21 protein-coding genes and 1 pseudogene are annotated in these 24,506 nt (G+C 46.7%); 8 read left to right on the top strand and 14 right to left on the bottom strand.

From position 1 onward, the window contains the following. Nucleotides 1–2 precede the first annotated feature (2 nt). The 10 genes from ACK8P8_RS00245 to ACK8P8_RS00200 form a co-directional block, all read right to left on the bottom strand. A complete protein-coding gene (locus ACK8P8_RS00245) occupies nt 3–854 on the bottom strand; it encodes a histidinol-phosphatase (RefSeq protein WP_369859905.1) in 852 nt (283 codons plus the stop codon). A gap of 3 nt (nt 855–857) precedes the next feature. Next, on the bottom strand, nt 858–1,361 hold the full coding sequence (locus tag ACK8P8_RS00240) for a flavin reductase family protein (RefSeq protein ID WP_369859904.1): 504 nt from the start codon (nt 1,359–1,361) through the stop codon (nt 858–860). Between the two features lie 49 nt (nt 1,362–1,410). After that, nucleotides 1,411–3,198 (bottom strand): arginine--tRNA ligase, encoded by a 1,788-nt coding sequence (gene argS / locus ACK8P8_RS00235; RefSeq protein WP_099293089.1) that lies wholly within the window; start codon nt 3,196–3,198, stop codon nt 1,411–1,413. Between the two features lie 227 nt (nt 3,199–3,425). Then, nucleotides 3,426–4,691, bottom strand: coding sequence for a TolC family protein (locus tag ACK8P8_RS00230; protein ID WP_369859903.1), 1,266 nt, complete (start codon nt 4,689–4,691; stop codon nt 3,426–3,428). A 142-nt stretch (nt 4,692–4,833) separates the two neighbouring features. Next, nucleotides 4,834–7,869, bottom strand: a complete 3,036-nt coding sequence (locus tag ACK8P8_RS00225) for an efflux RND transporter permease subunit (protein WP_369859902.1) — start codon at nt 7,867–7,869, stop codon at nt 4,834–4,836. A 9-nt stretch (nt 7,870–7,878) separates the two neighbouring features. Beyond that, on the bottom strand, nt 7,879–8,925 hold the full coding sequence (locus ACK8P8_RS00220) for an efflux RND transporter periplasmic adaptor subunit (protein ID WP_227215565.1): 1,047 nt from the start codon (nt 8,923–8,925) through the stop codon (nt 7,879–7,881). Between the two features lie 258 nt (nt 8,926–9,183). Then, entirely contained in the window at nt 9,184–9,960 is a 777-nt protein-coding gene (locus tag ACK8P8_RS00215; RefSeq protein WP_099293093.1) for a 3'-5' exonuclease, read from the bottom strand. A 116-nt stretch (nt 9,961–10,076) separates the two neighbouring features. Continuing rightward, nucleotides 10,077–11,201 carry a DNA polymerase III subunit beta gene (dnaN, locus tag ACK8P8_RS00210; protein ID WP_099293095.1) on the bottom strand — a complete coding sequence of 375 codons (1,125 nt, stop codon included), beginning with the start codon at nt 11,199–11,201 and terminating at the stop codon, nt 10,077–10,079. A gap of 19 nt (nt 11,202–11,220) precedes the next feature. After that, complete coding sequence (locus ACK8P8_RS00205; RefSeq protein WP_186975796.1) at nt 11,221–12,612, bottom strand: aminopeptidase P family protein; 1,392 nt, start codon at nt 12,610–12,612, stop codon at nt 11,221–11,223. A gap of 473 nt (nt 12,613–13,085) precedes the next feature. Continuing rightward, a complete protein-coding gene (locus ACK8P8_RS00200) occupies nt 13,086–13,502 on the bottom strand; it encodes a hypothetical protein (protein WP_099293099.1) in 417 nt (138 codons plus the stop codon). Between the two features lie 266 nt (nt 13,503–13,768). Between ACK8P8_RS00200 and mce the strand changes: the two genes are divergently transcribed. The 8 genes from mce (at nt 13,769) to ACK8P8_RS00160 (ending at nt 20,467) form a co-directional block, all read left to right on the top strand. Then, the gene (gene mce / locus ACK8P8_RS00195) at nt 13,769–14,173 is read left to right on the top strand and encodes a methylmalonyl-CoA epimerase (RefSeq protein WP_099294652.1); all 405 of its coding nucleotides are present in this window, start codon (nt 13,769–13,771) and stop codon (nt 14,171–14,173) included. A gap of 34 nt (nt 14,174–14,207) precedes the next feature. Further along, complete coding sequence (locus tag ACK8P8_RS00190) at nt 14,208–15,767, top strand: acyl-CoA carboxylase subunit beta (RefSeq protein WP_369859901.1); 1,560 nt, start codon at nt 14,208–14,210, stop codon at nt 15,765–15,767. A gap of 14 nt (nt 15,768–15,781) precedes the next feature. Then, the gene (locus tag ACK8P8_RS00185; RefSeq protein WP_176555103.1) at nt 15,782–16,120 is read left to right on the top strand and encodes an OadG family protein; all 339 of its coding nucleotides are present in this window, start codon (nt 15,782–15,784) and stop codon (nt 16,118–16,120) included. A 12-nt stretch (nt 16,121–16,132) separates the two neighbouring features. Next, a complete protein-coding gene (locus ACK8P8_RS00180) occupies nt 16,133–16,558 on the top strand; it encodes an acyl-CoA carboxylase biotin carboxyl carrier protein subunit (protein WP_099293105.1) in 426 nt (141 codons plus the stop codon). A 21-nt stretch (nt 16,559–16,579) separates the two neighbouring features. Beyond that, complete coding sequence (locus ACK8P8_RS00175; RefSeq protein ID WP_099293107.1) at nt 16,580–17,845, top strand: sodium ion-translocating decarboxylase subunit beta; 1,266 nt, start codon at nt 16,580–16,582, stop codon at nt 17,843–17,845. A gap of 130 nt (nt 17,846–17,975) precedes the next feature. Beyond that, nucleotides 17,976–18,998, top strand: a complete 1,023-nt coding sequence (locus ACK8P8_RS00170) for a threonine aldolase family protein (RefSeq protein WP_317198022.1) — start codon at nt 17,976–17,978, stop codon at nt 18,996–18,998. Next, nucleotides 18,998–19,660, top strand: coding sequence for a tRNA (5-methylaminomethyl-2-thiouridine)(34)-methyltransferase MnmC2 (mnmC2, locus tag ACK8P8_RS00165; RefSeq protein WP_366842333.1), 663 nt, complete (start codon nt 18,998–19,000; stop codon nt 19,658–19,660). Before ACK8P8_RS00170 ends, mnmC2 begins: the two co-directional genes overlap by 1 nt. A 24-nt stretch (nt 19,661–19,684) precedes the next feature. After that, nucleotides 19,685–20,467 carry a TIGR02757 family protein gene (locus ACK8P8_RS00160; RefSeq protein ID WP_099294654.1) on the top strand — a complete coding sequence of 261 codons (783 nt, stop codon included), beginning with the start codon at nt 19,685–19,687 and terminating at the stop codon, nt 20,465–20,467. Here the strand turns inward: ACK8P8_RS00160 and ACK8P8_RS00155 are convergent. The 4 genes and pseudogenes from ACK8P8_RS00155 to ACK8P8_RS00140 form a co-directional block, all read right to left on the bottom strand. Further along, nucleotides 20,457–21,258, bottom strand: a pseudogene (locus tag ACK8P8_RS00155) (DUF4846 domain-containing protein). The gene ACK8P8_RS00160 and the pseudogene ACK8P8_RS00155 overlap by 11 nt on opposite strands. Then, nucleotides 21,259–21,810 (bottom strand): DJ-1 family glyoxalase III, encoded by a 552-nt coding sequence (locus tag ACK8P8_RS00150; protein WP_099293115.1) that lies wholly within the window; start codon nt 21,808–21,810, stop codon nt 21,259–21,261. Nucleotides 21,811–21,954: 144 nt separating this feature from the next. Next, nucleotides 21,955–22,815 (bottom strand): sigma-70 family RNA polymerase sigma factor, encoded by an 861-nt coding sequence (locus tag ACK8P8_RS00145; RefSeq protein ID WP_026207779.1) that lies wholly within the window; start codon nt 22,813–22,815, stop codon nt 21,955–21,957. A 99-nt stretch (nt 22,816–22,914) separates the two neighbouring features. Further along, nucleotides 22,915–24,384 (bottom strand): trypsin-like peptidase domain-containing protein, encoded by a 1,470-nt coding sequence (locus tag ACK8P8_RS00140; RefSeq protein WP_369859900.1) that lies wholly within the window; start codon nt 24,382–24,384, stop codon nt 22,915–22,917. Between the last annotated feature and the right edge of the window lie 122 nt (nt 24,385–24,506).

Genomic DNA, 24,506 nt, shown 5'->3' with positions numbered 1-24,506 from the left:
TTTCAATTTTTAATTTCCGACATAGGTACTTCCTCCCATACCCCGCGATGCAAGCGCATGGTACTCTTTACTCCCGCATCCCGCAACAAGCGGAATGCCAATTCCCGGTTATCATTCACCAATTGAGGCAAATGGGCATCCGAATTTACCATCACGGGAATATTCAACTCCTTCAACCACTTGAAATATTTTACATTCGGGAACATCAATCCCTTTTTCGTGTACGCTTTCGTGTTCACTTCCACCATAACGCCTTTCTCGGCTATCAGTTGCAAATACTCCCTCAACAATTCATTATACCACGCCTGTTCCGTGAGCATCGGCTCCACCAACGAACCGTTCATGGAAATCTTATCCAAGTGCGCCACGAAATCAAAACCTCCCAGTTCAACCATACGGGCTGAAGAACGAAAATAATCCCGCACGAGATGTTTCAGGTCATCGTGATAGACGTTCCGGAAATTCTCCCGGAAATCATCGAAACTACCGTCCATATCCATCATCTCACCGGTTTCCCCATTCGTCACTAAATGCACGGAACCGATACGGTAATCCAACGGCATCCGCTGGAAATAATCATTCGCGGGTCCCCAGCCGTCATTCAGGTAATCAATCTCCAACCCCACGTACAACTCGATTTGCCCGGCATATTGTTTCTTCAAGCGTTCCATTTCCCGCAAATACGCCTCAACATCTCCTTTGCTCAACGACCACCGGGTGTCGAACGGAAGCGGGGAATGTGAAGATACCCCATAACTATGAAACCCGGCTTCGATGGCCGCTTTCACGAACTCTTCCGCCGGAGCCTTACCGTCACAAAAGGTGCAATGACTATGATATGTACATAAATCCATTCGTTATTTCCTCACCCAAGCATTAATAATTTCAGCCACGTACATCTTGTGGAAATCCTTTTGCCCGTATTGGGCATCCACAATCTTCCGTTCCGTGAAAGCCTCTTCCTTCAAGAAATCGGCATACAACTTCCGGCACTCCAACACGAGAGATGCTTCCTCGAAAGCAGGATTCCCCGCTTCCGTGAAATAAGGTGTCAACCCGCTTTCCTTCACCTTATCCGTGTCCCGACCGGAAACAGAACCGCACACGTTCAATGCCCGACGATACCTCTCGTCAAAGAACGACAACGTGAATGTATCGCGTTTCTCCGAGAACTCGAACGTGTACCGCTGCGGTCGCACGAACACCATCACCACCGGTTTATTCCAAAGAAAGCCCATGCTTCCCCAACTCGCCGTCATCATATTGAACTTCTCCCGGTCACCTGCCGTTACCAGCATCCACTCGTCCCCGATTAACCGGATTACATTCTCGTTTATATCTTTAGGCTCAATTTTCTCCATTATCTTAAATCGTAAATCTTAAATCATAAATCGTAAATCTAAAATCCGTCTACATCCTCTCCGGCATCTCAATCCCCAACATTCCCATCGCGCTACGGATAGCCACGCTACACTGCTGAGCCAACAACAAACGCAAGTTCCGCACCTGCTCGTTCTCTTCTTTCAGTATAGAATAATCGTGGTAGAACTGATTAAATTCTTTCGCCAAATCGTAAGCGTAATTTCCAAGCAAAGCCGGACTGTAATTATCTCCCGCCTCTTTCACCACGGCGGGCAACTTGGCGATAAACCGAATCAAGTTCTGTTCCTTCTCCGTCAACCCGGTATGTATATCACCCGGCACGATTTGTATTCCGGCTTCCTCCGCCTTGCGCAACACCGACCGGATACGCGTATAAGTATATTGGATAAAAGGTCCCGTGTTCCCGTTAAAATCGATAGATTCCTTCGGGTTAAACATCATGGTCTTTTTCGGGTCTACTTTCAAGATAAAATATTTCAACGCCCCGAGAGCCACTTTACGGTACACGTCTTCCGCCTCCTCTTCCGAGTAGCCGTCCAATTTTCCCAGTTCCTCGGAAGTCGTCCGTGCCGTGTGAATCATTTCGGCAATCAGGTCATCGGCATCCACCACCGTTCCCTCTCGTGATTTCATCTTACCTTCCGGCAGTTCCACCATACCGTAAGAGAGATGCTTAATCTTATCCGCCCAATCGAAACCGAGTTTCTTGCAAACCAACGATAACACTTGAAAATGATAGTTCTGCTCGTTACCCACCACGTATATCTCTTGGTCCATGTTAAACTCGTTGAAGCGGTCGTAAGCCGTACCGATATCTTGAGTCATGTACACGGAAGTCCCGTCGTCACGCAACAACAGTTTATGGTCCAACCCGTCACCCGTCAAGTCCGCCCACACGCTACCCGTGTCCTTCCGGTAAAGCACGCCGTCGGCAAGCCCTTTCAACACGAGATCACGCCCTTTCTTGTAGGTCTCCGATTCAAAATACACCTTATCGAACGTGATACCCATCATCTTGTAAGTTTCCTCGAATCCTTTCAGCACCCAGTCATTCATCTTCCGCCACAAGGCAACCGTTTTCTCGTCCCCGGCTTCCCATTTACGCAACATCTCCTGCGCTTCCAGCAATATCGGGGCTTGCTTCTTTGCCTCTTCCTCCGTCATGCCCTTCTCCATCAACTCCTTCGTCTGGGCTTTATATTCTTTATCAAAACGCACGTAATAATCCCCCACGAAATGGTCGCCTTTCGTTCCCGTGCTTTCCGGAGTAGCACCATTGGCGAACTTCTCCCAAGCAATCATACTCTTGCAGATATGGATACCGCGGTCGTTCACCAGATTCACCATAATCACATGATGCCCGTTCGCTTTCTGTATCTCCGATACCGACCAACCCAAGAAATTATTACGGATATGCCCGAGATGTAACGGCTTGTTCGTGTTCGGTGAAGAATACTCTATCATGTACGTTTTCCCGCTCGGTTCTTTCGCGTACCCGTACTTCTCTTCCCGTGCCACCTCGTTCAACACCTCAATCCAATAAGCGGCGGAAATCACCACGTTCAGAAATCCCTTGATCACGTTGTAGGTTTCCACCTCTTCAATATTTTGTTTCAAATACTCTCCCAACTCTTTCGCCGTCTCTTCCGGCGACTTTCTGGAATATCGGGTAAACGGAAAAACAACAACCGTCAAATCTCCGGCAAACTCCTTGCGGGTTTCCTGCAATTGAACGTCCTTTTCTGTTAATTCAACCCCGTAACAAGCCTTTACGGCTTCCAGCACTTGCTGAGTAAGCATCTTCTCTATCGTCATATCGCTCTAATCTTTTAAATACTAATATCCATTAGTCTGCAAAAATACAATTTATTGGAAGAAATACCCGTAAAAGCTTGAAAATTTACCCGCTTATTATACATTTTTACAAAACGAATCGAGGCGTGCCAAAACACGCCCCAATTCCTTAAGTCCGCAAAATCAATAATCCCCGAATCACCAAATCATAAATCTAAAATCCAAAATCGTAAATCATAAATCATAAATCAATACCCTCCCAATATCTTCACGTACTCCGCATAAGCCACCTTATACTGGTAATTTGCCGCGACCACACTCGTGTACGCCTGCAACCACGTGGCTTGAGAAGAAAGTACATCCAATATCGGCAATTTCCCCTCGTTATAACTGAACGTGTTCAATTTCAGATTCTCCTTGGCTATTTCCAGGGTGGAATTGGCAATTTCCACTCGTTTCCACGTTTCGTTGAGCTTCACCCACGCATTAGCCAACTCCTGCTTCACCTGATCCTGCATCTTACTTATCTCCAATTCCTTGCTCGTTTCCATGGCTTTGTTTTGACGAACATATTGACGCTTTTCACCCCAATTAAAGACAGGCATACTCAATTTGGCAAAAGCCGTTGTTGCGAATTTCTCTTTCCCGTCCACGTTAATCAAGGGGGTTCCCCACGATTCTTTCAGCCCCACGGCAAACTGAGGTAAATATTTTGAACGAATGATTTTCGTCTGCTGCTGTGCCAAAGTCAGATTCTGTGTCGCGATCTGGTAATCCGCCCGACGCTGCAAAGCGACATCCAACGGTTGTAAGGCAGGCACAATCACGGGCTTCTGGATAGAATCCACAAGCACCACGTTTTCCTCCAACGGCGTACCCATCATGATTTTCAAAGATTGCATCGCCATCCGGTAATTCATCGTCGCCGTGGACAATTGCAATTCGGCTTCCTTCAAACGGGTTTTCACCATCAACAAGTCCGTCTTACTGATTGCCCCCTCGTCAAAACGCTTCTGCACGATACCGTCCAACTCGTTCACGATCAACACAAATTCTTGGGCTATATAAAACTGGCTCTCGTTCGCCGCCACCGTCCAGTAATTCACGTCGGCAGCATAGACAATATTATCCGTGGTCAAATCCTCGCCCAAACGAGCTATCGCTTCCTGCAAAACCGCCGCGTCCTTCTGCTTCCGAACTGCACTTCCGGCATACACATTTTGCGAGAGCGTAGCCTCCGCCGTGTAATTATCGTGCTTCATATTCACCCCCTGCATAAACTCCACGTCTTCGATCTGGTACGAATAATTCCCCCCGACCTGCAACTTGGGAAAGAATCCCGTCTTAATCCCTTTCAAAGCAAACATGGCAGCATTCACCGCCTCCTTCGCCTGTTTTATATCCTGATTATACTCCAACACCTTCGCCCGGTATTGCTCCACGGTCAACGTCTGTCCCGTCACCGCACCTGCCAATACCAGCAAAACTCCTATCGTAATAAAAACTCTCTTCATAACAATTGAAAATTGAAAGTTGAAAATTGAAAATGGATAAATTCAGAAATTTCCGATTGAATGATTTAGTGATCGAGGAATCACAGAATCGGCAATCAATAAATCACAGAATTTATTCAATCTAAAATCACCAAATCTAAAATTAATCGGCTTTAATTCTAAATATCAAACAATACGTCACCGGAAGAACGACAATCGTCAACAAACTCGCCACGAGCAAACCGCCCATGATACAAGCCGCCATTCCCCCGAACATAGCGTCAAACAACAAAGGCAACATACCCAATATCGTTGTCCCCGATGCCATTGCCACCGGAACGATTCTCGACTTCGTGGCTTGCAATACCGCATCCAGCGGAGCCAACCCGTTCTCCTGCTCTATACCGATCTGATCGACCAGCACAATCGCATTCTTGATATTCATTCCGACCAATCCCAACACTCCCAGCAAAGCGAAGAAGTCAAACATCTTGCCCATCACCAGAAGCCCGAACACGACACCGATAAAAATCAACGGCACCATCAACAAAATAATCGTCGGTTTCCGGTAAGTCCTGAAAAGCAACAGCAACACGATAAACATCAGTATAAACGTCAACGGCATATTGGCTGCCAACGCCTCGTTGGATTCCGCCTGACTCTCGTCCTCCCCGAATATCTTCATCGTGTACCCTTCCGGCAAATCCATCTTCTTCACCTTATCCCATACCTGTGCGGAAGCGGCTTTCGCGTTAACTCCCCGTTTCGGATCACATTGTGCCATCATCACCCGGTCGCGATTATACCGTTTAATCACGTTATAATGATAATTATAGGCAAAACTATCCACGACTTGTGCCAAAGGGACCGTGAACCCCCGCGTGGCAAACACGGGCAAGGTCTTCATGTTATCCAGATTCTTGCTATCGAACCCGTCCTCTTTCAACAGGATAGGCATAAACAAATCCTTCTCGCGGAAATCACCGAGAGCCAACCCGTTCGTCGCTATTTTCAAAGCATAAGCCACGGATTGACGGGTAATACCCAAACGTTGTCCCCGTTCCTGCGAATAGGCAGGCTCCCACACGGGCACTTTATTACCCCAGCTACCGCGTACATCCGTCACCATGTCACATTCCCGCATCATGCCCATTGCCCGCTCCGTCAATGCTGCCAGTGTATCTATATTCTCCCCGATAAACCCTATCTCGATAGCCGCTTCCACCGCCGGCGACAACTTGAACAACGAGGAACGGATCAGCATATCCGGGTAATTCTCCCGCACGTAAGTATTCAACCGCGCTTCAACCACCGGGGATTGCTCTTTTTTCTCCACCTCGATCAACAAGTTGCCGAAATTCGCTTTCGGACCGAAAGAAGTACTTGCCAGATAATACCGCAACGGCGACCCCCCGATCGTCACGGAAACATTCGTCACTTCCTCCTGCTTCATCAAGTAAGATTCGATATCCGACATCATCTTCTCGGACTCCCGGATACTGAAACCTTCCGGCAGGAAACAATCCGCTCGGAAATAAGGTTTATCCATACTCGGGAAGAAATTCTGCGGCATCACCCCCATGATATACATCGAAGCCAGAAACAAACAGACAACCGACACGATCGTCACCACCTTGTAACGAATCAAGCCCCGCAACACGGACACGAACCTGTTATAAAACTTCGTGTCATACGGGTCTTTCCCCTCGCCCCCGGAATTTTCTTTCAAAATAAAATTACCGAAAACCGTCGTCTGCGTCAATGCCAGAATCCAACTCAAGGACAGGGATATCGCCAACACGATAAACAACGGCTTCACCATCTCCGCCACCGAAGAAGGAGCCAAATACAAAGGCAGGAATGAAAATATGGCAATCAACGTGGCACCCAACAATCCCCATTGCGGGACAGTAGCCCCCCGTATCAACGCGTCCCGCCGTCGCATCCCTTTCTTGATTAGTATCTGGGCATTATCCGTCACCACGATAGCGTTGTCCACCAACATACCCATCGCGATAATAAATGCCGCCAACGACGTCCGGTTCAACCCGACACCCATAAACTGCATGATCAGCATCGTGCCCCCGATAGAAAAGATCAACGAGGAACCGATCAACAATCCGGCACGGGACCCCATCACCAACAAAATAATAAAAATCACGATCACGACAGATTCCACCAGATTCAACAGGAACCCGTTATTCGCCTCCCGCGCGATCTCGTTTTCCGGGTAAAGCGTCACCAGTTCTATTCCCACGGGCATCAACTCTTCCAACTGGCTCAAACGTTCTTTCACCTTATCCCCCGTCTTCACCACATCCCGCTCCGGATCAGTCGAAACACCAATCCCGATAGCCCGCTTTCCATTAACCCGCATAAGGCTACCCGGCGGATCGAGATATCCCTTCTCGATCGTGGTAATATCCCCCAACCGCACCTGTTGTCCCGTTTGTGTCACAATCAACTGGTTGCGGATATCATCCAATGTCTTGTACGTCCCGTCCGCCAATATCTTCAATTCCAGATTCCCCGCGCGCTTCTCGCCCGTGTTTATCAATGAATTTTGCGACTTGATCGTCTGCATCAACGAGTTCAGATCCACTCCCGAGTTCGCCAACTTCGACATCGTGATATACACGTTTACCACTTCCGTCTGCTCCCCGTACAAGGCGACTTTCTGCACCCCGTCAACCGACACCAGTTGAGTTTTCAACTTCTGCCCCCACTCCCTCAAATCGTGATAAGAAAATCCTTCCGCGGCAGTCAACCCGTAATAAATACCAAACACGTCACCGAAATCGTCCGAAACGCTGATCGTCGATGCCCCTTGCGGCAAAGCCGGTTGAATATTCAACACCTTGCGCCGCAACTCGTCCCACATCTGCGGCATCTCGTCCGGTGGGGTTGCCGGATTCAATTCAATCTGAATCTTCGACATCCCGTAATAAGAATCCGATTTAATCTTCTTCACCCGCCGCATCGACTGTATTTCCCGCTCGATAGGCTCCGTGATTAATTGTTCCACCTCGGCAGGCGTCGCCCCCGGGTATTTCGTTATAATAACTGCCGTCTTTATCACGAAAGGCGAATCTTCCTTCTTGCCCAACAAATCAAAGGAAAGCACTCCCCCGACCAACAAAATAGCCAAAAAGAAATAAATCACTTTCGTGTTATCCAGCGAATATCTTGCTATATTCATAACTCCCCTTTATTTTAACAGCTTTACTTTCTGTCCTTCCGTGATATAATTCACCCCGGCAACGACAATAATATCCTCGTTCGCGAGTCCCTTCTGTACCATTATCTTGTCACTCCCGAACAATTGTCCGATCTCAACCGTCTTGCTCTTCACCGTTTCGGTTTTAGGATCATACACCCACACGGAAGTCGCGTTCGTCGTCGGATTCTTGAACAACGCACTCATCGGCACGATATAACCATCGCCCTCCGCCGTTTCGATCTTCAAGTTCACCTTGCAAGAGAAACCGGGATAAATATTATGAATGTCACGAGAAAAACGACTGTCATCAATCACCAGTTTCACGGGAATACCCGTCCCGTCGGGAGAAGCGTCTATAAATTCCTTCACCCTCGCCTTGAACCAAATCCCCTTGTACGTGTCAAACTCCACGGTTACCGTCATCGGCGTGCGAGTCAAATCGACACTCGTTTCCGGCAATGTAAAACCTACTGCCAACTTATTCGGGTTCACCAGCTTGATAATCGACTCGCCGGGCATCACTTTCTGGTAATTCTCCACGAACTTCTTCTCCACGAACCCGTCAAAAGGAGCCCGCAATTTGGTATCCTCTAATGTATTGGCAGAAGTCTCGTAAGCGGACTTCCCTTTTATATAATTCGCTTCCGCAATCTCGTATTCCTGCTTGGAAATAGCCTGCATGGACAACAACCTCTTGTTCCGCTCCAACTGAGATTTTGCCGTCAAATAAGCCGCCTTATTCGCCTCGTATTGCAACTTGTAATCCAACGGGTCTACCGCGGCAATCACTTGTCCTTTCTTCACCTTCTGCCCCTCGTCCACGTTCATTGCCACCAGCGGCCCCGATAACTTAAATGCCAGATTACTATATTCTTCGGCTTCCACCACTCCCGTGTACAACTTATTAATCGCCCCCAACGACTCCACGTTCACAACTCTCACGGGACGAACAATATCCTGATACGTCTCCTTTTTCCCTTTACACCCCGCCCACAAAAAAGCAGGTATCATGCAAACCATCCATGTAAATCTCATAAATCCATTGACTATTTAATTATAAATCATTCCAACAATAGGCTATACAGCAAGGATTATGCCAAAATCCCCAACCCCACAATCTAACCCCACCTATTAATCACTTTACCTGACACATATACGGAAAAAAGCGGACAAGGTTCATCAAGCAACACGACTATTTCACGAGAACCGCAAATACAATAAAAATAGCCCTGCCCCAAAAAAAAGAAGACTATAAAAATAGCCTTCTTTTTTATACTAATAATTATATGGACATTACTTCACCAACCCCGCCGTCCTCAACCGAATCTCCGTCAGAATCTTTTTCGTGTACAACGGAAACTCCCCGTTCAGCATCCACGCGAAATAACCGGGTTGCTCTTTCAAGACTTGAACCACGGGTACGCCTTTATTTTTACCGAAATTAAAGACCTCTACCCCATCCTCGTTATACACGATAAACCCGGCAAAATCCGCCGTGTTATTCTGCGTCGAAAACTTACTCAAGAAAGCGATATCATTCTCCAACGTGTCCTGATACCGGTCCAACTGGGCTTTCAACACCTCGTAAGTAGCTGTCGTATCGGCGGCAGCCGTATGCGCGTCGTCCAAATTTTTATCGCAATAGAAACGGTATGCCGCACTCAACGTACGCTGTTCCATCTTGTGGAAAATTGTCTGCACGTCAACGAACTTGCGTTTCCGCATATCGAAATCCACGTCCACACGCAAGAACTCCTCCGCCAACAAAGGAATATCAAAACGATTTGAATTGTATCCACCCAAATCACACCCCTCGATAAAGCGAGCCAAATCCTTGGCAATCTCCTTAAATGTCGGGCAATCCTTCACGTCCTCGTCATATATCCCGTGAATAGCTGAAGCCTGTTCCGGAATGTGCATCCCCGGGTTCACGCGTACCGTCTTCTGCTCCTCTTTCCCGTTCGGCATCACTTTCAGAACAGAAATCTCCACGATCCTGTCCTTCGCGATATTAATACCCGTCGTTTCCAAATCAAAGAACACGATCGGGTTATTCAATTTTAATTCCAAGTTATCAATTTTTGATTTAAAATTTAAGATTTCAGATTATAAATCTCACCACAACGTCCAAAGCGCAAGCCCGCACAAGGGGAAATCTTAAATCTAAAATCTTAAATCTAAAATTATTAAACCATCATCGGCATCAACAACATCAACAAATCCTCGTTCTCGTTATCATTCTCGTAAGGCAAGAACAAACCGGGACGACTCGGATCGGACAATTCAAGTACCAAAGACTCCGTGTTCAAATTGGACAGGATTTCCTGCACGAAAGGAGATTTAAAGCCGATAGCCATCTCGTCGCCTTCGTACTGGCAAGTGATCGTCTCGTGTCCGGACATAGCGTAATCCACATCCTGCGCGGAAATCACGATCGTGTTGTTACTCAAATCCAACTTCACGAGATTGCTTGCCTGATTAGCCATCACGGATACCCGTCTCAACGAATTATACAACTCTTTCTTCTCGATAATAATCTTCTTCGGGTTATTCTGCGGGATCACGGAATTGTAGTTCGGGAAACGTCCCTCTACCAGCGTACAAACCATCTTGTAATTCCCGAACGTGAAGCAAGCCATCTTCTCGTTGAACTGCAATTGCAATTCACTCTCGTCCTTCGGCAAGATATTCTTCAACAGCAAAGACGGTTTCTTCGGCAATATCAAAGAGAATTGATCCCCGTCCGTCTTGGCGTCAAACCGTTTGTAACGTACCAGCTTGTGAGCGTCCGAAGCCACGAACGTGAAATTATCCGCGTTCATCTCGACCAGAATACAATTCATCACCGGACGCAGGTCATCATTAGCGGTGGCGAAAACCGTGCGGGTAATACCCTCCAGCAACATACCGCAATTGGTATTAATCGAGGTCACCCCCTCGCTCATGGCAGACTGCACCGGGTAATCCTCGGCACTCTCGCCCGGAACTGAAAATTCTCCCTTGTCCGAGATAATCTTCACCTCGTTCGTTCCGGTATTAATATCGAACGTCAAAGGTTGTTCGGGGAACTCTTTTAAGATATCCAGCAACAACTTGGCAGGAATAGTGATACTCCCCGGGGTTTCCAGATTCTCCAACTCCACCTTCGCCTCCATCGTGGTTTCCTTGTCGGAAGCCGTCGCGTAAAGCGTATCGTCTTTAGCGACCAATAAAATATTATCCAAAATCGGTTGCGCGGGCTTTCCACTAATCACCTTGCTCACCGCCTGCAACCTCGTCAAAAAACTACTACTTGATACTACAAATCTCATTACCTTACTTTTTTATCCATTACCCATTAATCGTGTTCTCAACTTCCTCTACCGTGATCGGGGCACGACGGTCACCCATGCATTTGCACCCGTCCTTCGTGATCAGAATATCATCCTCCAAACGGATACCGCCGAAATCTTTATACGTTTCGATCTTATCATACACGAGGAACTCTTGATGCAATCCCTGTTCTCTCCATTGGTCTATCAAAGCGGGAATAAAATAACACCCCGGCTCGTCCGTTACCACGAATCCCGGTTGCAACTCCCGTCCCATGCGCAAAGAAGAAGTACCGAACTGGTCAATCGGACGGGTTACATCATCGTACCCGACATAAATCTGTCCCAAATCTTCCATGTCATGAACATCCAATCCCATCATGTGTCCCAAACCGTGGGGCATAAACAAAGCGTGCGCCCCCGCGGCAACAGCGGCATTCACGTCACCCTTCATCAATCCCAAATCCTTCAAACCTTGAGCCAACACTTTACAAACTTCAAGATGCACGTGTTGGTAAGTTACTCCCGGACGGGCAATTTCCATCGCTTTGTTGTTACAAGCCAACACGATATTGTACACGTCCTTCTGCCGTTGGTCAAATCTGCCACCCACGGGAACCGTACGCGTAAAGTCCGAACAATAATTCATGTTGTTCTCCGCGCCGGCATCCGTCAGCATCATCCGTCCCACGGTCAACGTTTTACTATGATCGTGATTGTGCAACGTTTCGCCATTCTGGGAAAGAATCACGGGGAAAGAAACCATACTCCCGTACGAAGCGGCAATTCCCTCGATCAACCCGGCGATATACTGCTCTTTCTGTCCCGCCAAAGCGTGTTTCATGGCAGCGACGTGCATCTCGTAACCGATGTTACAGGCCAGATTTATCTGCTCTATCTCGCACTCTTCCTTCACGGAACGCAAAGACACGACAGCCTTGATCAATTCCAACGACGCGTAACTTTTCAATAGAGAATGATTGATGCCCAACAAATCCTCGAGCAACAACATATTATGATAGCGATAAGGCGGCAGGAAATGAATTTTACGACCTTTCCCGATCGCTTCCTTCAGCACATCAGCCAATTTAGCGAAAGGAGCCGATTGAGTGACGCCGACTCCGGCGGCCAGTTCCTTCACGCTCGGTTGCGGTCCCATCCAGATGATGTCGTCCATATCCACGTCATTCCCGAACAGACAGGTTTCCCCGGAATCCACGTCCATCAACCCGGCAAACCCCGGGTGATTCAAACCGAAGAAATAAAGGAAAGAACTATCCTGACGAAATTTATACGTGTTCGACGGATAATTTGCCGGCGCTTCCTCGTTGCCGAGTATTAACACTAAACCACCGCTCATCTTCTCGATAAGTCTCTTTCTTCTATTGATATACACGTTTTTATCAAACATATCTGTATTATTTAATTATTAATTTTTTCCTGCAAAAACGAGTTGACAAGGTAGAAATTTTTTTTCAATGTCACAACCTACTAATTTTAGATTTTAAATTTAAAATTTAATTACCCGTTCGGCAATCTTTTAAATCCCTGAATCTATTGATATTCTCATTTGTCGTAAACCGAGGGAGTATATCTTCAAGACTCGGTGTGTACACAAGGAATTACAATCCCGAATAATTATCGTGAATAAATACAACAGGTACTTTTCATACCACAAATTTCATACAATTCCAAATAAAACACCATCCATTTTTTATCGCGATAGAGTATAGATGGAAGTTTCATGGGAGTATAATAGAAGATTTACCCTATAAAGTATATTTAAAGAACCACTTATATGGGATATACCCTATAATCATGGGTAGTACATTGCACAATCAAGTATAAGACTTCGCCCCACGGGTAGCTGTATTTAAAATCAATTTAACGTGCCACTTTTTTATTCCTGAACAAAAATGCCCCGAACGGCAAACATATTCCGGCGATCAATACCTGATAAGCACCGTAAAGGACCCGTGTCTGTTGTGCCATCATATTTCCGGCAACAGTCATCTGGGCTCCTTCCTTGTTCAACCCGAGAGCAATCAATTGCCACATCACCGCGAAAGCGGCAAGCAAGGAAAATATCGAAGCCAAATATAACAATCCCCCGGTCATATCGTTTTTTTGCTTTCCGCGCAGCCCGAACAGGAATGCCAAAGCGAACATAATAAACGTGAACCAACCGGATGTCCGGTATCCCATAATCATACCCGAATTTCCCATCTCGTACCACGGTAAAAAAGTGGCGATCATACCGATAATCGCGATAATAAAAACTACTAATTTTTGCTTGCTCATAACTTCAATATTTTAGATTTATCCCTAATATTCGTTCAAAAAACTACAAGTTTTACGCAATTCGACCACATAGGTTATCCCCTCTTTATTTAAAACAAGTATAAACTCTTTTTTTTTGAAATTATTTATCGCTTTTACTTGAAAATCGCAATAACAATGAGTAGTTTCGCGCTTTGATTATCTAACAAGGAATATCCTTGTGAAAGTTGCGTCAATTATATGCTAAATGATTATAATATAATATATAACTTTAATGTTTTTTTGTTATGAAACCGACACATATTGAACACATCGGCATCGCAGTTGCCAGCTTAGATGAAGCAATCCCGTATTATGAAAACGTTTTAGGATTGGAATGTTACGCTATCGAAGAAGTAAAAGATCAAAAAGTTAAAACCGCTTTCTTCAAGGTAGGACAAACTAAGATCGAATTACTCGAATCTACAGACCCCGAGGGTCCTATCGGTAAATTCGTGGAAAAAAACGGTGGTGGTATGCATCACATCGCGTTTGCAGTAGAAGATGTTCAAGCAGCATTAAATGACGCTCAAGCCGCCGGCTGTCAACTGATCGACAAAGCTCCGCGCGGAGGTGCTGAAGGATTGAGAATCGGATTCCTTCACCCGAAATCAACATTCAGAGTATTGACTGAACTTTGCGGAACAAAATAATTTTAATGAACGGCCTCACATAAATCATGACAATATGACAAATCAAGATAAAGTCAAAGAATTAATCGACTTACGAGTTCAGGCAAAACTTGGAGGGGGTGAAAAGCGTATCGAATCCCAACACAAAAAAGGGAAATATACCGCGCGGGAAAGAATCGCCATGTTGCTGGATGAAGATAGTTTCGAGGAGTTTGACATGTTCGTAACACACCGTTGTTACAACTTCGGCATGGAGAAAACCAAATTCTTGGGCGACGGTGTCGTTACCGGACAAGGTACTATCGACGGACGCCTCGTGTTCGTGTTTGCCCAAGATTTCACGGTCTTCGGCGGTGCTCTTTCCGAAATGTTGGCACAAAAAATTTGTAAGGTTATGGATAAAGCCATGACCGTGGGTGCCCCGATTATCGGGTTGAACGATTCCGGTGGTGCCCGTATTCAAGAGGGTGTAAACTCTTTGGCCGGGTATGCTGAAATTTTTGAACGCAATATTTTGGCCTCGGGAGTAATTCCCCAGATATCCGCCATTTTCGGTCCTTGCGCCGGAGGTGCGGTGTATTCTCCCGCGTTGACGGACTTCATCCTGATGACCGATCAATCGTCCTACATGTTCGTGACCGGACCTAAAGTAGTAAAAACCGTAACGGGAGAAGACATCAGTACGGAAGAACTGGGAGGTGCTGAAGTTCATTCTACCAAATCCGGTGTTTCTCACTTCTTGGCGGAGAACGAAGAAGAAGGGATCGCTACTATTCGCGATTTATTGTCTTATTTACCTTCCAACAACTTGGAAGAGGCTCCCATGGTGATATGCAATGATCCTATCGACCGTTTGGAAGACAAGCTGAACAGCTTGATACCGGACAACCCGAACCACCCGTACAACATGATGGAGGTTATCGAGGCTATCGTGGATAACGGCAAATTCCTTGAAGTACACAAACGTTATGCCCGCAATATTATTGTCGGTTTCTGCCGCATGGGAGGACGTTCTGTCGGGGTTATCGCCAATCAACCGAACTTCTATGCCGGGGTGCTTGATATAGAATCATCACGCAAGGCTGCACGTTTCGTGCGTTTCTGCGACTGTTTCAATATTCCTGTATTAACGTTGGTTGACGTGCCGGGATTCTTGCCCGGACGCGTGCAAGAGTATGGTGGAATCATCACTCACGGCGCGAAACTGATGTTCGCTTACGGGGAAGCTACCGTTCCTAAAGTAACCGTGACTTTGCGTAAATCTTACGGTGGGGCTCACGACGTGATGTCATGCAAGCAATTGCGAGGTGACTTCAACTACGCTTGGCCGACGGCACAAATCGCCGTTATGGGAGCCAAGGGTGCTATCGAGGTGTTGTACGGTAAGGAGTTGGCGGCTATCACTGACGCCGAAGAGAAAGCCAAATTCATCGCGACAAAAGAAGAAGAGTACAACTCGGCATTTGCCAACCCGTACAAGGCTGCTTCTTACGGGTATATTGATGATGTTATCGAGCCGCGTAACACTCGCTTCCGCGTGATTAGAGCCTTCCAGTCATTGCAGACCAAACGTGTTACCAACCCGATGAAGAAACATTCTAATATACCTTTATAATTTAAGATATGACCATGTTAGCTATCAATTGGGGCTACGCGCTCCTCGTTACCGGGATAGGGATGGGTACCGTGTTTTTGTTGTTGGTTATTTTGATTTGGATCATTAATTTACAAACAAAAATCACGGATCGTTTGGAAGACCAAGTGAAACCCCAACCCAGTGTTACGGCACCCGCGGTAACAACCGATGCTCATCCGACGCCACATGAACAGGCTGCCATTGCCATGGCAATGCACCTGTACTTTGACTCGCATGATGAAGAACCCCACGTCATCACGATACAGGAGGTAGAAAGACGCTATTCCCCGTGGAGTTCTAAAATTTATAGCATGAGAAATCTTACCAAGTAACAATTAAAGATTATGAACAAATTTAAAATCACTATAGACGAGAATAATTTCGATGTCACCGTGAGCGTAACAGATCATAACAAGGCTACTGTTGAGGTAAACGGGATTTCATATGATGTACTTTACGAGAGCAAAAACACAACGTCAACACCCGTTGCTCGTAAGGCTGCAGCCATCCCTGCCGCCACGCTGGTACATCATTCATCCTCCAACACTTCATCTAACAAAACTTCAATCAAAGCCCCGCTTCCCGGTACGATTTCTGCCATTAACGTGAAAGTAGGCGACCGCGTGAAACGCGGTGATACTTTACTCGTGATGGAAGCGATGAAGATGGAAAACAACATCATGGCTAACAACGATGGACAGGTGAAGGCTATCCATGTGACTGTCGGACAGTCTGTTTCCCAAGAGGATTCGCTTGTTGATTTGGCTTAATTCATCGTAAACTTGTTAACAATGAAACAATTAAAGAAATATCTTTTAAGCATAGCGACATTACTCGGGTTATTCATTCTTCCGTTTAGCGCGAGCGCGGAAGAGATTGATATGGGAGAAAAGGTAATGAAGTTTATAAATGACACGGGTTTCGCACACTTGTCAAACGGTAATTGGCTTTGTATCGTCATGATACTGGTGTCATGTGTACTGTTTTACTTGGCTATCGTGAAAAAATTCGAGCCTTTGTTATTATTACCTATAGCCTTCGGTATGTTGCTGACCAACCTACCCGGAGCCGGGTTGTATCACCCGGAACTTTTCGACGGTGGGCATATACATTGGGCAAATTTCGCAGACGCTAACAATGTCGGGCTATTGGACTACATCTATATAGGTGTTAAGTTAGGTATATATCCCTGTATTATTTTTATCGGCGTAGGTGCCATGACCGATTTCGGTCCGCTGTTGGCAAACCCGAAAAGTTTTCTTCTAGGGGCAGCCGCGCAGATCGGTATCTTCGCTACCTTCTTGGGTGCTATCGCGTTAGGATTCACTTACGCGGAAGCAGGTTCCATCGGGATTATCGGGGGTGCCGACGGACCGACGGCAATTTACCTGACCTCGAAACTGGCACCGGGCCTGCTCGGTCCTATCGCGGTTGCGGCCTACTCGTACATGGCACTGGTACCCGTGATTCAACCACCCATCATGAGAGCGTTGACAACTCAAAAGGAACGGGAGATCGTGATGAAACAATTGCGTAAAGTTTCCAAGAAAGAGAAAATCGTGTTCCCTATCGTGGTAACTATTTTCGTGTCCTTGTTATTGCCATCGGCAGCCCCGCTAATCGGTTGTTTGATGTTGGGTAACCTGATGCGTGAAAGCGGTGTCGTGGATCGATTGAGTAAAACCGTTCAAAACGAGTTAATGAATATCACTACCATATTCCTCGGTATTTCCGTGGGAGCGACTACTACCGCAGCGGCATTCTTGAATTTCCAGACGTTGGCAATTCTGGTAATCGGTATTTTGGCGTTCAGCATGGGTAGTGCCGGTGGCGTATTACTGGCAAAATTCATGAACTTGTTTACCAAAAACAAGATTAACCCGTTGATCGGCTCAGCCGGAGTTTCTGCCGTTCCGATGGCAGCCCGCGTGTCACAAAACGTGGGACAAGAAGCCAACCCCGGCAACTTCCTGCTGATGCATGCCATGGGACCAAACGTGGCGGGAGTTATCGGTTCTGCCGTTGCCGCCGGTATCCTGTTATCGTTCTTGGGATAAGACAATCAATATTCAAAATAACAGAGGCTATCTCAAATAAAAATGAGATAGCCTCATTTTATTTCCCGATAATATAAATAATCACTATTTTTGTCCAAACAATTATAAATAAATTAGTTCAATTATGGGTATTAGAGGTTTCGGTAGCGACAACTTTTCAGGTGTACTACCGGAGGTTTTCAAAGCACTGGAAGAATCCGCCTACGGGCACGCTCACTCCTATGGAGAAGACTCTTACACGGAAAAGGCTGTTGCCGATTTCAAAGAGATATTCGGGGAAGACATCGATGTATATTTCGTGTACAACGGTACCGGGGCAAACATCTTGAGCCTGTCCGCCTTCACGCATTCATACAACGCCATCATCTGTGCCGAAACAGCACATATCAACGTGGACGAATGCGGGGCTATCGAAAAACAAACAGGAAGCAAATTACTGACCGTGCCCACGTTCGACGGGAAATTGAATGTCGGGTTAATCCAGAACCACATGCACCACTTCGGTGACCAACATCACGTGCAACCCAAAGTGATTTCACTCACGCAATGCACGGAATTAGGAACCGTTTATTCGCGTGACGAATTAAAAGAGATATGTGACTTCGCTCACGCCCACGACATGTACGTCCACATGGACGGGGCACGCGTGGCAAATGCCATCGCTCACTTGGGATGTTCCCCGGCAAGCATAACGAAAGAAGTCGGTATCGACGTCATGAGTTTCGGGGGCACGAAAAACGGGATGATGTTCGGGGAGGCGGTAATCTTCTTCAACACGCGAATATCGAAAGAGGTGAAGTATATCCGCAAGCAATTGATGCAACTGCATTCCAAAACGAGATTCATCGCCGCACAATTTTCTGCCGTGCTGAAAAATGACCTTTGGTTGAAAGCCGCTGCCCACTCCAATGCCATGGCCAAGAACCTCGCAAACGCAGCGGAACAAATACCTTCCGTGACCCTTACTCAAAAAGTGGAAGCCAACGAAGTATTTGCCATTATCCCAAGAGATAAAATCCAAAAACTGCAAGACGAATGTTTCTTCTACGTTTGGGATGAAGATGCCGCCGAAGTGAGATGGGTATGCTCGTTCGACACTACGGAAAACGATATCGTCGAATTTGCTAACCTATTACGTCAGGAATTGTGCTGATGATGCACCGTGAGATTATCACAACGGAAGACGGGAGTACCACGTTACACGTACCGGGACTGAATGAACACTACCATTCCGTCCACGGCGCGATACAAGAATCCCGCCATATTTTTATCCAAGCCGGAATCGAGTATTACGGGCAAAACAGCATCCACATCCTTGAAGCAGGGTTCGGTACCGGGTTAAATGCTTTTTTAACCCTGCTGAACGCAAAGGATAACCAACGGAATGTCGTGTTCCACAGCTTCGAAAAATACCCGCTAACCGAAGAAGAACTGGCTAATTTGAACTACACGACTTTTTTCCCCGCGGAAGATGCATCCTTATTCAAAGAGATACATAGCTCCCCTTGGGAAAAAGAAGTTGAAATCACCCCTTACTTCACGTTGCATAAACACGAGGCCGACTTTTCAGACGTCTGTTTCACCGAACAATTCGATATCGTATTTTTTGATGCTTTCGCGCCGGATGTCCAACCTCATTTGTGGAGCGCGGATATCCTGTCCAAATTCTATCAAGCTCTTAAACCTAACGGGATTCTGGTGACATATTGCGTGAAAGGAATCGTTAAACAAGCCTTACGGGAAGTCGGGTTCAGCTTGAAACGTCTTCCGGGACCACCGGGAAAAAGGGAGATGCTGAGAGCCGGGAAATTTTAGATTTACGATTTACGATTGATGATTATGTTTTCCAAGGAATTAAAACAGTTACTGGACGAAAAATACGTAGAATACAACAAGTCGGAATTTTTTATCGAGACTGACCCGATCCAGATTCCCAAATGCTTTGAAGAGAAAGAAGATATTGAAATAGCGGGCTTCCTTGCCGCCTCTCTCGCGTGGGGACAACGCCCCACGATTATCAAGAAATGCAAGGAACTCATGCAACTCATGGACTACGCCCCGTACGATTTCGTGATGCACGCCGACGCCGCTGATTACGAACGATTCCGTAACTTCAAACATCGCACGTTCAACAGCTATGATTGTGTCTATTTTCTTCAATCTCTTGCCAACATCTATCGTAACCGCGGGGGACTGGAGAACGTCTTCACGGAAGCCTACCGGAAACACGGGGATATGTTCGACGTTTTGCGGGAATGGCATACCGTCTTTACCTCTCTCCCCGCCGAACCACGTGTACTACGCCATATTGCCAACGTGGACAAAGGTTCCGCCGCCAAAAGAGTAAACATGTTCCTGCGCTGGATGGTTCGTCGCGACGGGGAAGTCGACTTCGGGTTATGGAAAAACATTCCCACCTCTGCCCTACTCATCCCGCTGGATCTCCATACCGGCAACGTCAGTCGTCAACTCGGTCTGCTCACCCGCAACCAGAACGACCGCAAAGCCGTGGAAGAACTTACCGCCCGCCTTCGGGAACTGGACCCGATAGACCCGATACGCTATGATTTTTCCTTATTCGGATTGGGGGCTTTTGAAAAATATAATCACATTATTCCTTAAATCGTTTCAAATCGGAAGACGTGAATCCCCACTCGGGAGTGATGATATTCCCCGTGGATTTCAAAGAATACCAAGGTGAGATTTTGGGTTCTCCCGGGTTCTTCAATACCTGTATATCCTGTGCCGGCATATAACTTTGTGCCAACAGATACAGCTTTTCCCCGGTAGAAGGGTTTTCCGCCATATCCACCACAACCACGGCATGACCGGGCGAACCGCCTTGAATAAGAACATCCCCGATCCGCATGGAAGAAACCGGTACGGGCTGCAATTCCTTGGAAAGAGATAATGTTCCGGCATAAGCAAACACGATATCCAGATAAGCCCGGAAAGTCTTGTAAGAATAATCCTTTTCTTTCGCCTTGTACCACGAAACCTGATTTCCTTTCACGCTTATCCGATATCCTTCCGCCCACTTGGCATAGTCCGCACGGAAACCGTTCGTGAAATTGAAATGTATCTTATCATACGCTTTTTGCTTGTAAAGATATTCCGCCCGTAAACGAATCACGGCATCCGCACATTGCTGCAAATCCCGCTTGCCGATCTCCATATCGACCACGGCACAGTATACCCCCGTGTCCCGTTTTTCCCGCCCATCAAAATAACGGACCTTGGTTCCACGAGGACGCAAAGGAAGATTCCTCAGATAAGCCCCCGAAAGAATCTTCCCCCGCGTTTATTCTGGTATACCCCGAAGGTGGTGCGATCCGGGTTCCAAGTGTTGTTCCCTGTCCCACCCCTTGCAGGGCAAATAAACAGCATATCCCGAAAAGTATAAAATACTTCATCTAGTCAAGTAACATTCCGGCAGCCACATCCTCCGCGACTTTCTTCGAAGTCAATTGTTCAAGGATTGCCAAACCGAATTTAAAGGTATACGCCGGACCTCTGCCTGTAATCAGGTTTCCATCCACAACGACACCATGAGGTTGCATGTCCGCCTCCGGTAAATACTCCTCGAATCCCGGGTAACAAGTCATCTGCCGTTTCCGGTCCATCTTGATCTTACTCAATACCAAAGCCGGAGCGGCACAGATTGCAGCCACGTATCCCCCTTTATCAAAATGCTTTTGTATCAATTGCACTAAAGCCGGACAGTCACCCAGATTCTTCGCACCCGGCATCCCTCCCGGACAAATCAAAAATTCGGCCTCTTCTTCCTTCACCTCATCTATCAAAAGATCGGCAACTACAGGAACCCCATGCGCTCCCGTTACTTCTTTCTTCCCGGAAATCGAAACCGTCTTTACCTCTACCGTCCCCCGACGCAATACATCTACCGTTCCAAGTGCTTCCACTTCCTCAAATCCATCTGCCAAAAATAAAAATGATTTCTTCATAATTCTTCTAGTTTTAATTGATTCTCCAAAGTTAAGAAAAAAATTACAGAAGTCTATGAGAATGAAAAAAGCCATCCGGATTTTACTTCCCGAATGGCTTTTTTATGCTTTTATAAACTTGTCTAAAAAAAGGATACCTTTCTTTTATCCCAGATAAGTTTTCAGTAATTTACTTCTTGACGAATGTCTCAAGCGGCGGATAGCCTTTTCTTTAATCTGGCGAACACGTTCGCGGGTTAAACCGAACTTCTCGCCGATTTCCTCCAAAGTCATCTCTTGGCAGTTGATACCGAAGAAAAGACGGATAATATCGCGTTCACGTTCAGTCAACGTTGCTAAAGCACGTTCCACCTCGGTGGATAGAGATTCGTTGATCAACGTTTTGTCGGCAACAGGCGAGTCGTCGTTTACCAGCACGTCGAGCAAACTGTTGTCCTCTCCTTCCACGAAAGGAGCGTCCACGGAAATATGGCGTCCGGAAACACGTAGGGTATCTGCCACCTTCTCTGCCGGCAAATCCAATGTCTCCGCCAACTCTTCCGGCGACGGACGGCGTTCATGTTCCTGCTCGAAGCGGGAAAAGGCCTTGTTGATCTTGTTCAGTGAGCCTACTTGGTTCAACGGCAGACGTACAATACGCGATTGTTCCGCTAACGCTTGCAAAATAGACTGACGAATCCACCATACGGCATAGGAGATAAATTTAAATCCCCTCGTCTCATCAAATTTCTCAGCTGCTTTGATTAAACCTAAGTTCCCCTCGTTGATAAGGTCAGGCAAACTCAACCCTTGATTCTGGTACTGTTTTGCAACGGAAACCACGAACCTCAAGTTCGCCCTCGTCAATTTCTCCAACGCTCTCTGATCACCCTTGCGGATTCGTTGAGCTAACTCAACTTCTTCCTCCACGGTAATCAAATCCTCCTTACCAATCTCCTGCAAGTACTTGTCGAGAGAAGCACTCTCTCTGTTCGTTATAGATTTCGTTATCTTTAGCTGTCTCATAGTCGTTCTTAAATTCTCCCCCAAATATGTCGCAAAGGTAGAACAATTTATCCATATACCAATATGTTAAAATCGACACCTTTCTATTATTAACTTTTTTTAATCTTGTGGCGGTAAAGCATAGTACTCGATGCGTCCTCTCGGCGAAACAGTTGTCACAAGAACACCCTCGTTTTCGGCCGTTTTAAGTGCCCGTACCAAGTCATCCTTATCATAAATAACCGTGTTATTAATTTTCAGGATAATATACCCTTTATCCAGCCCGATCGCTTTAAACGGACCGTTCTTGATATCGGTAATCTGCACGCCGCCGTTCAAACCGTAACGGTAACGCGTTTCACGGCTCAGCGGTTCGACAGTTGCACCCAAAATACCCGTGTAGTTCTTATCCACGAGAGATACATCGCCATACGTGTTCTGCAATACCACGTCAAGGTCCTTCAACTTGCCTCCCCTACTCACGGTAACTTTCACCGTGGCTCCCGGGTGGTATTTAGCCAACTGTCCCTGAAATTCCGGACGAGTCTTCACCTCGATACCGTTAATAGCCTTAATCACGTCACCTTTCTTCATCCCGGCTTTGGCGGCAGCCCCGTCAGGGATTGCCTCGAAAACGTAAATACCGCTCGTTTCCTCTATACCCAACTTCTTCGCCACGGAAGGTGACAATTCCTCGTTCGGCATTGAAATTCCCAGCATAGCCCGTTGTACCGTACCGAAATCTTTCAAGTCACCCACTATCTTTCTCGCTATATTCGAGGGCACCGCGAAAGCGTACCCGGAATAGGAACCCGTGGGCGATTCTATCGCCGTATTGATACCGATCAGTTCCCCCCTGGCATTCACCAACGCTCCCCCGCTATTACCCGGGTTCACGGCGGCATCCGTCTGCAAGAATGACTCGAGGCTCATCCGGTTTCGGTTGATACCCAATTCTCTCGCCTTGGCACTGATAATACCCGCCGTAACGGTTGAAGTCAGATTATACGGGTTACCTACCGCCAGCACCCATTCGCCCAACTCCACGTCGTCCGAATTGGCGTACTCGAGGTAAGGCAATCCGGTTGCCTCGACTTTCAACAAAGCGATATCCGTGTTCGGATCGGTACCGACAACCTGTGCCTCGTACTCCTTTTTATCATTCAAGGTCACTACAATCTTATCGCTATTATCAATCACGTGATTATTCGTGATAATATACCCGTCTGCCGAAACGATTACCCCCGAGCCTATACCCATTCTCTGGGGAGCCTCGCGTGTACGCGGTGCGTTCCCGTATATAAAATCCCAGAAAGGATTGCCTATATATTCTCGTCCCATTTGTACCGTTTTGACATGAACAACAGCCGGGACTGTCTTTTTGGCAGCCTCCCTCAGATCGACGCTACCGGCACCTCCCGCGGGAAGCGCGGCTTCGGAAGTCAACGCCACGGGGCGCACTGCCGCCGGAGAAGCAATCTCCATTCGCGGAACCGTATTTTCACTCTCTCCACGGAAGGCGTCTATCGCCACGAAAGCGAGACAACCGCCAATGACTCCCAAGCCTAAATTCGCTAATGATTTCTTCATGGTCATATCTTTATCTCCTTTATTCATTAAACGTAAATACTATTCAATTTGTTTGGATACTACAATATTAGCAATATCCTTGCCAACTCTATATTAAGAAATTCTTAATTAAGATACCTTAA

It is taken from the genome of Butyricimonas muris (genome assembly GCF_046365375.1).
Classification (GTDB): Bacteria; Bacteroidota; Bacteroidia; order Bacteroidales; family Marinifilaceae; genus Butyricimonas; species Butyricimonas muris.
The sequence above is the reverse complement of the archived record's forward strand: the minus strand, read 5'-3'. Positions and strand labels throughout refer to the sequence as shown.

Bases quoted from the DNA above. Each gene is read 5' to 3' on its own strand.
- ACK8P8_RS00245 (WP_369859905.1), bottom strand. From the start codon at position 854: ATGGATTTATGTACATATCATAGTCATTGCACCTTTTGTGACGGTAAG.
- ACK8P8_RS00240 (WP_369859904.1), bottom strand. From the start codon at position 1,361: ATGGAGAAAATTGAGCCTAAAGATATAAACGAGAATGTAATCCGGTTA.
- argS (WP_099293089.1), bottom strand. From the start codon at position 3,198: ATGACGATAGAGAAGATGCTTACTCAGCAAGTGCTGGAAGCCGTAAAG.
- ACK8P8_RS00230 (WP_369859903.1), bottom strand. From the start codon at position 4,691: ATGAAGAGAGTTTTTATTACGATAGGAGTTTTGCTGGTATTGGCAGGT.
- ACK8P8_RS00225 (WP_369859902.1), bottom strand. From the start codon at position 7,869: ATGAATATAGCAAGATATTCGCTGGATAACACGAAAGTGATTTATTTC.
- ACK8P8_RS00220 (WP_227215565.1), bottom strand. From the start codon at position 8,925: ATGAGATTTACATGGATGGTTTGCATGATACCTGCTTTTTTGTGGGCG.
- dnaN (WP_099293095.1), bottom strand. From the start codon at position 11,201: ATGAGATTTGTAGTATCAAGTAGTAGTTTTTTGACGAGGTTGCAGGCG.
- ACK8P8_RS00205 (WP_186975796.1), bottom strand. From the start codon at position 12,612: ATGTTTGATAAAAACGTGTATATCAATAGAAGAAAGAGACTTATCGAG.
- ACK8P8_RS00200 (WP_099293099.1), bottom strand. From the start codon at position 13,502: ATGAGCAAGCAAAAATTAGTAGTTTTTATTATCGCGATTATCGGTATG.
- mce (WP_099294652.1), top strand. From the start codon at position 13,769: ATGAAACCGACACATATTGAACACATCGGCATCGCAGTTGCCAGCTTA.
- ACK8P8_RS00190 (WP_369859901.1), top strand. From the start codon at position 14,208: ATGACAAATCAAGATAAAGTCAAAGAATTAATCGACTTACGAGTTCAG.
- ACK8P8_RS00185 (WP_176555103.1), top strand. From the start codon at position 15,782: ATGTTAGCTATCAATTGGGGCTACGCGCTCCTCGTTACCGGGATAGGG.
- ACK8P8_RS00180 (WP_099293105.1), top strand. From the start codon at position 16,133: ATGAACAAATTTAAAATCACTATAGACGAGAATAATTTCGATGTCACC.
- ACK8P8_RS00175 (WP_099293107.1), top strand. From the start codon at position 16,580: ATGAAACAATTAAAGAAATATCTTTTAAGCATAGCGACATTACTCGGG.
- mnmC2 (WP_366842333.1), top strand. From the start codon at position 18,998: ATGATGCACCGTGAGATTATCACAACGGAAGACGGGAGTACCACGTTA.
- ACK8P8_RS00160 (WP_099294654.1), top strand. From the start codon at position 19,685: ATGTTTTCCAAGGAATTAAAACAGTTACTGGACGAAAAATACGTAGAA.
- ACK8P8_RS00150 (WP_099293115.1), bottom strand. From the start codon at position 21,810: ATGAAGAAATCATTTTTATTTTTGGCAGATGGATTTGAGGAAGTGGAA.
- ACK8P8_RS00145 (WP_026207779.1), bottom strand. From the start codon at position 22,815: ATGAGACAGCTAAAGATAACGAAATCTATAACGAACAGAGAGAGTGCT.
- ACK8P8_RS00140 (WP_369859900.1), bottom strand. From the start codon at position 24,384: ATGAAGAAATCATTAGCGAATTTAGGCTTGGGAGTCATTGGCGGTTGT.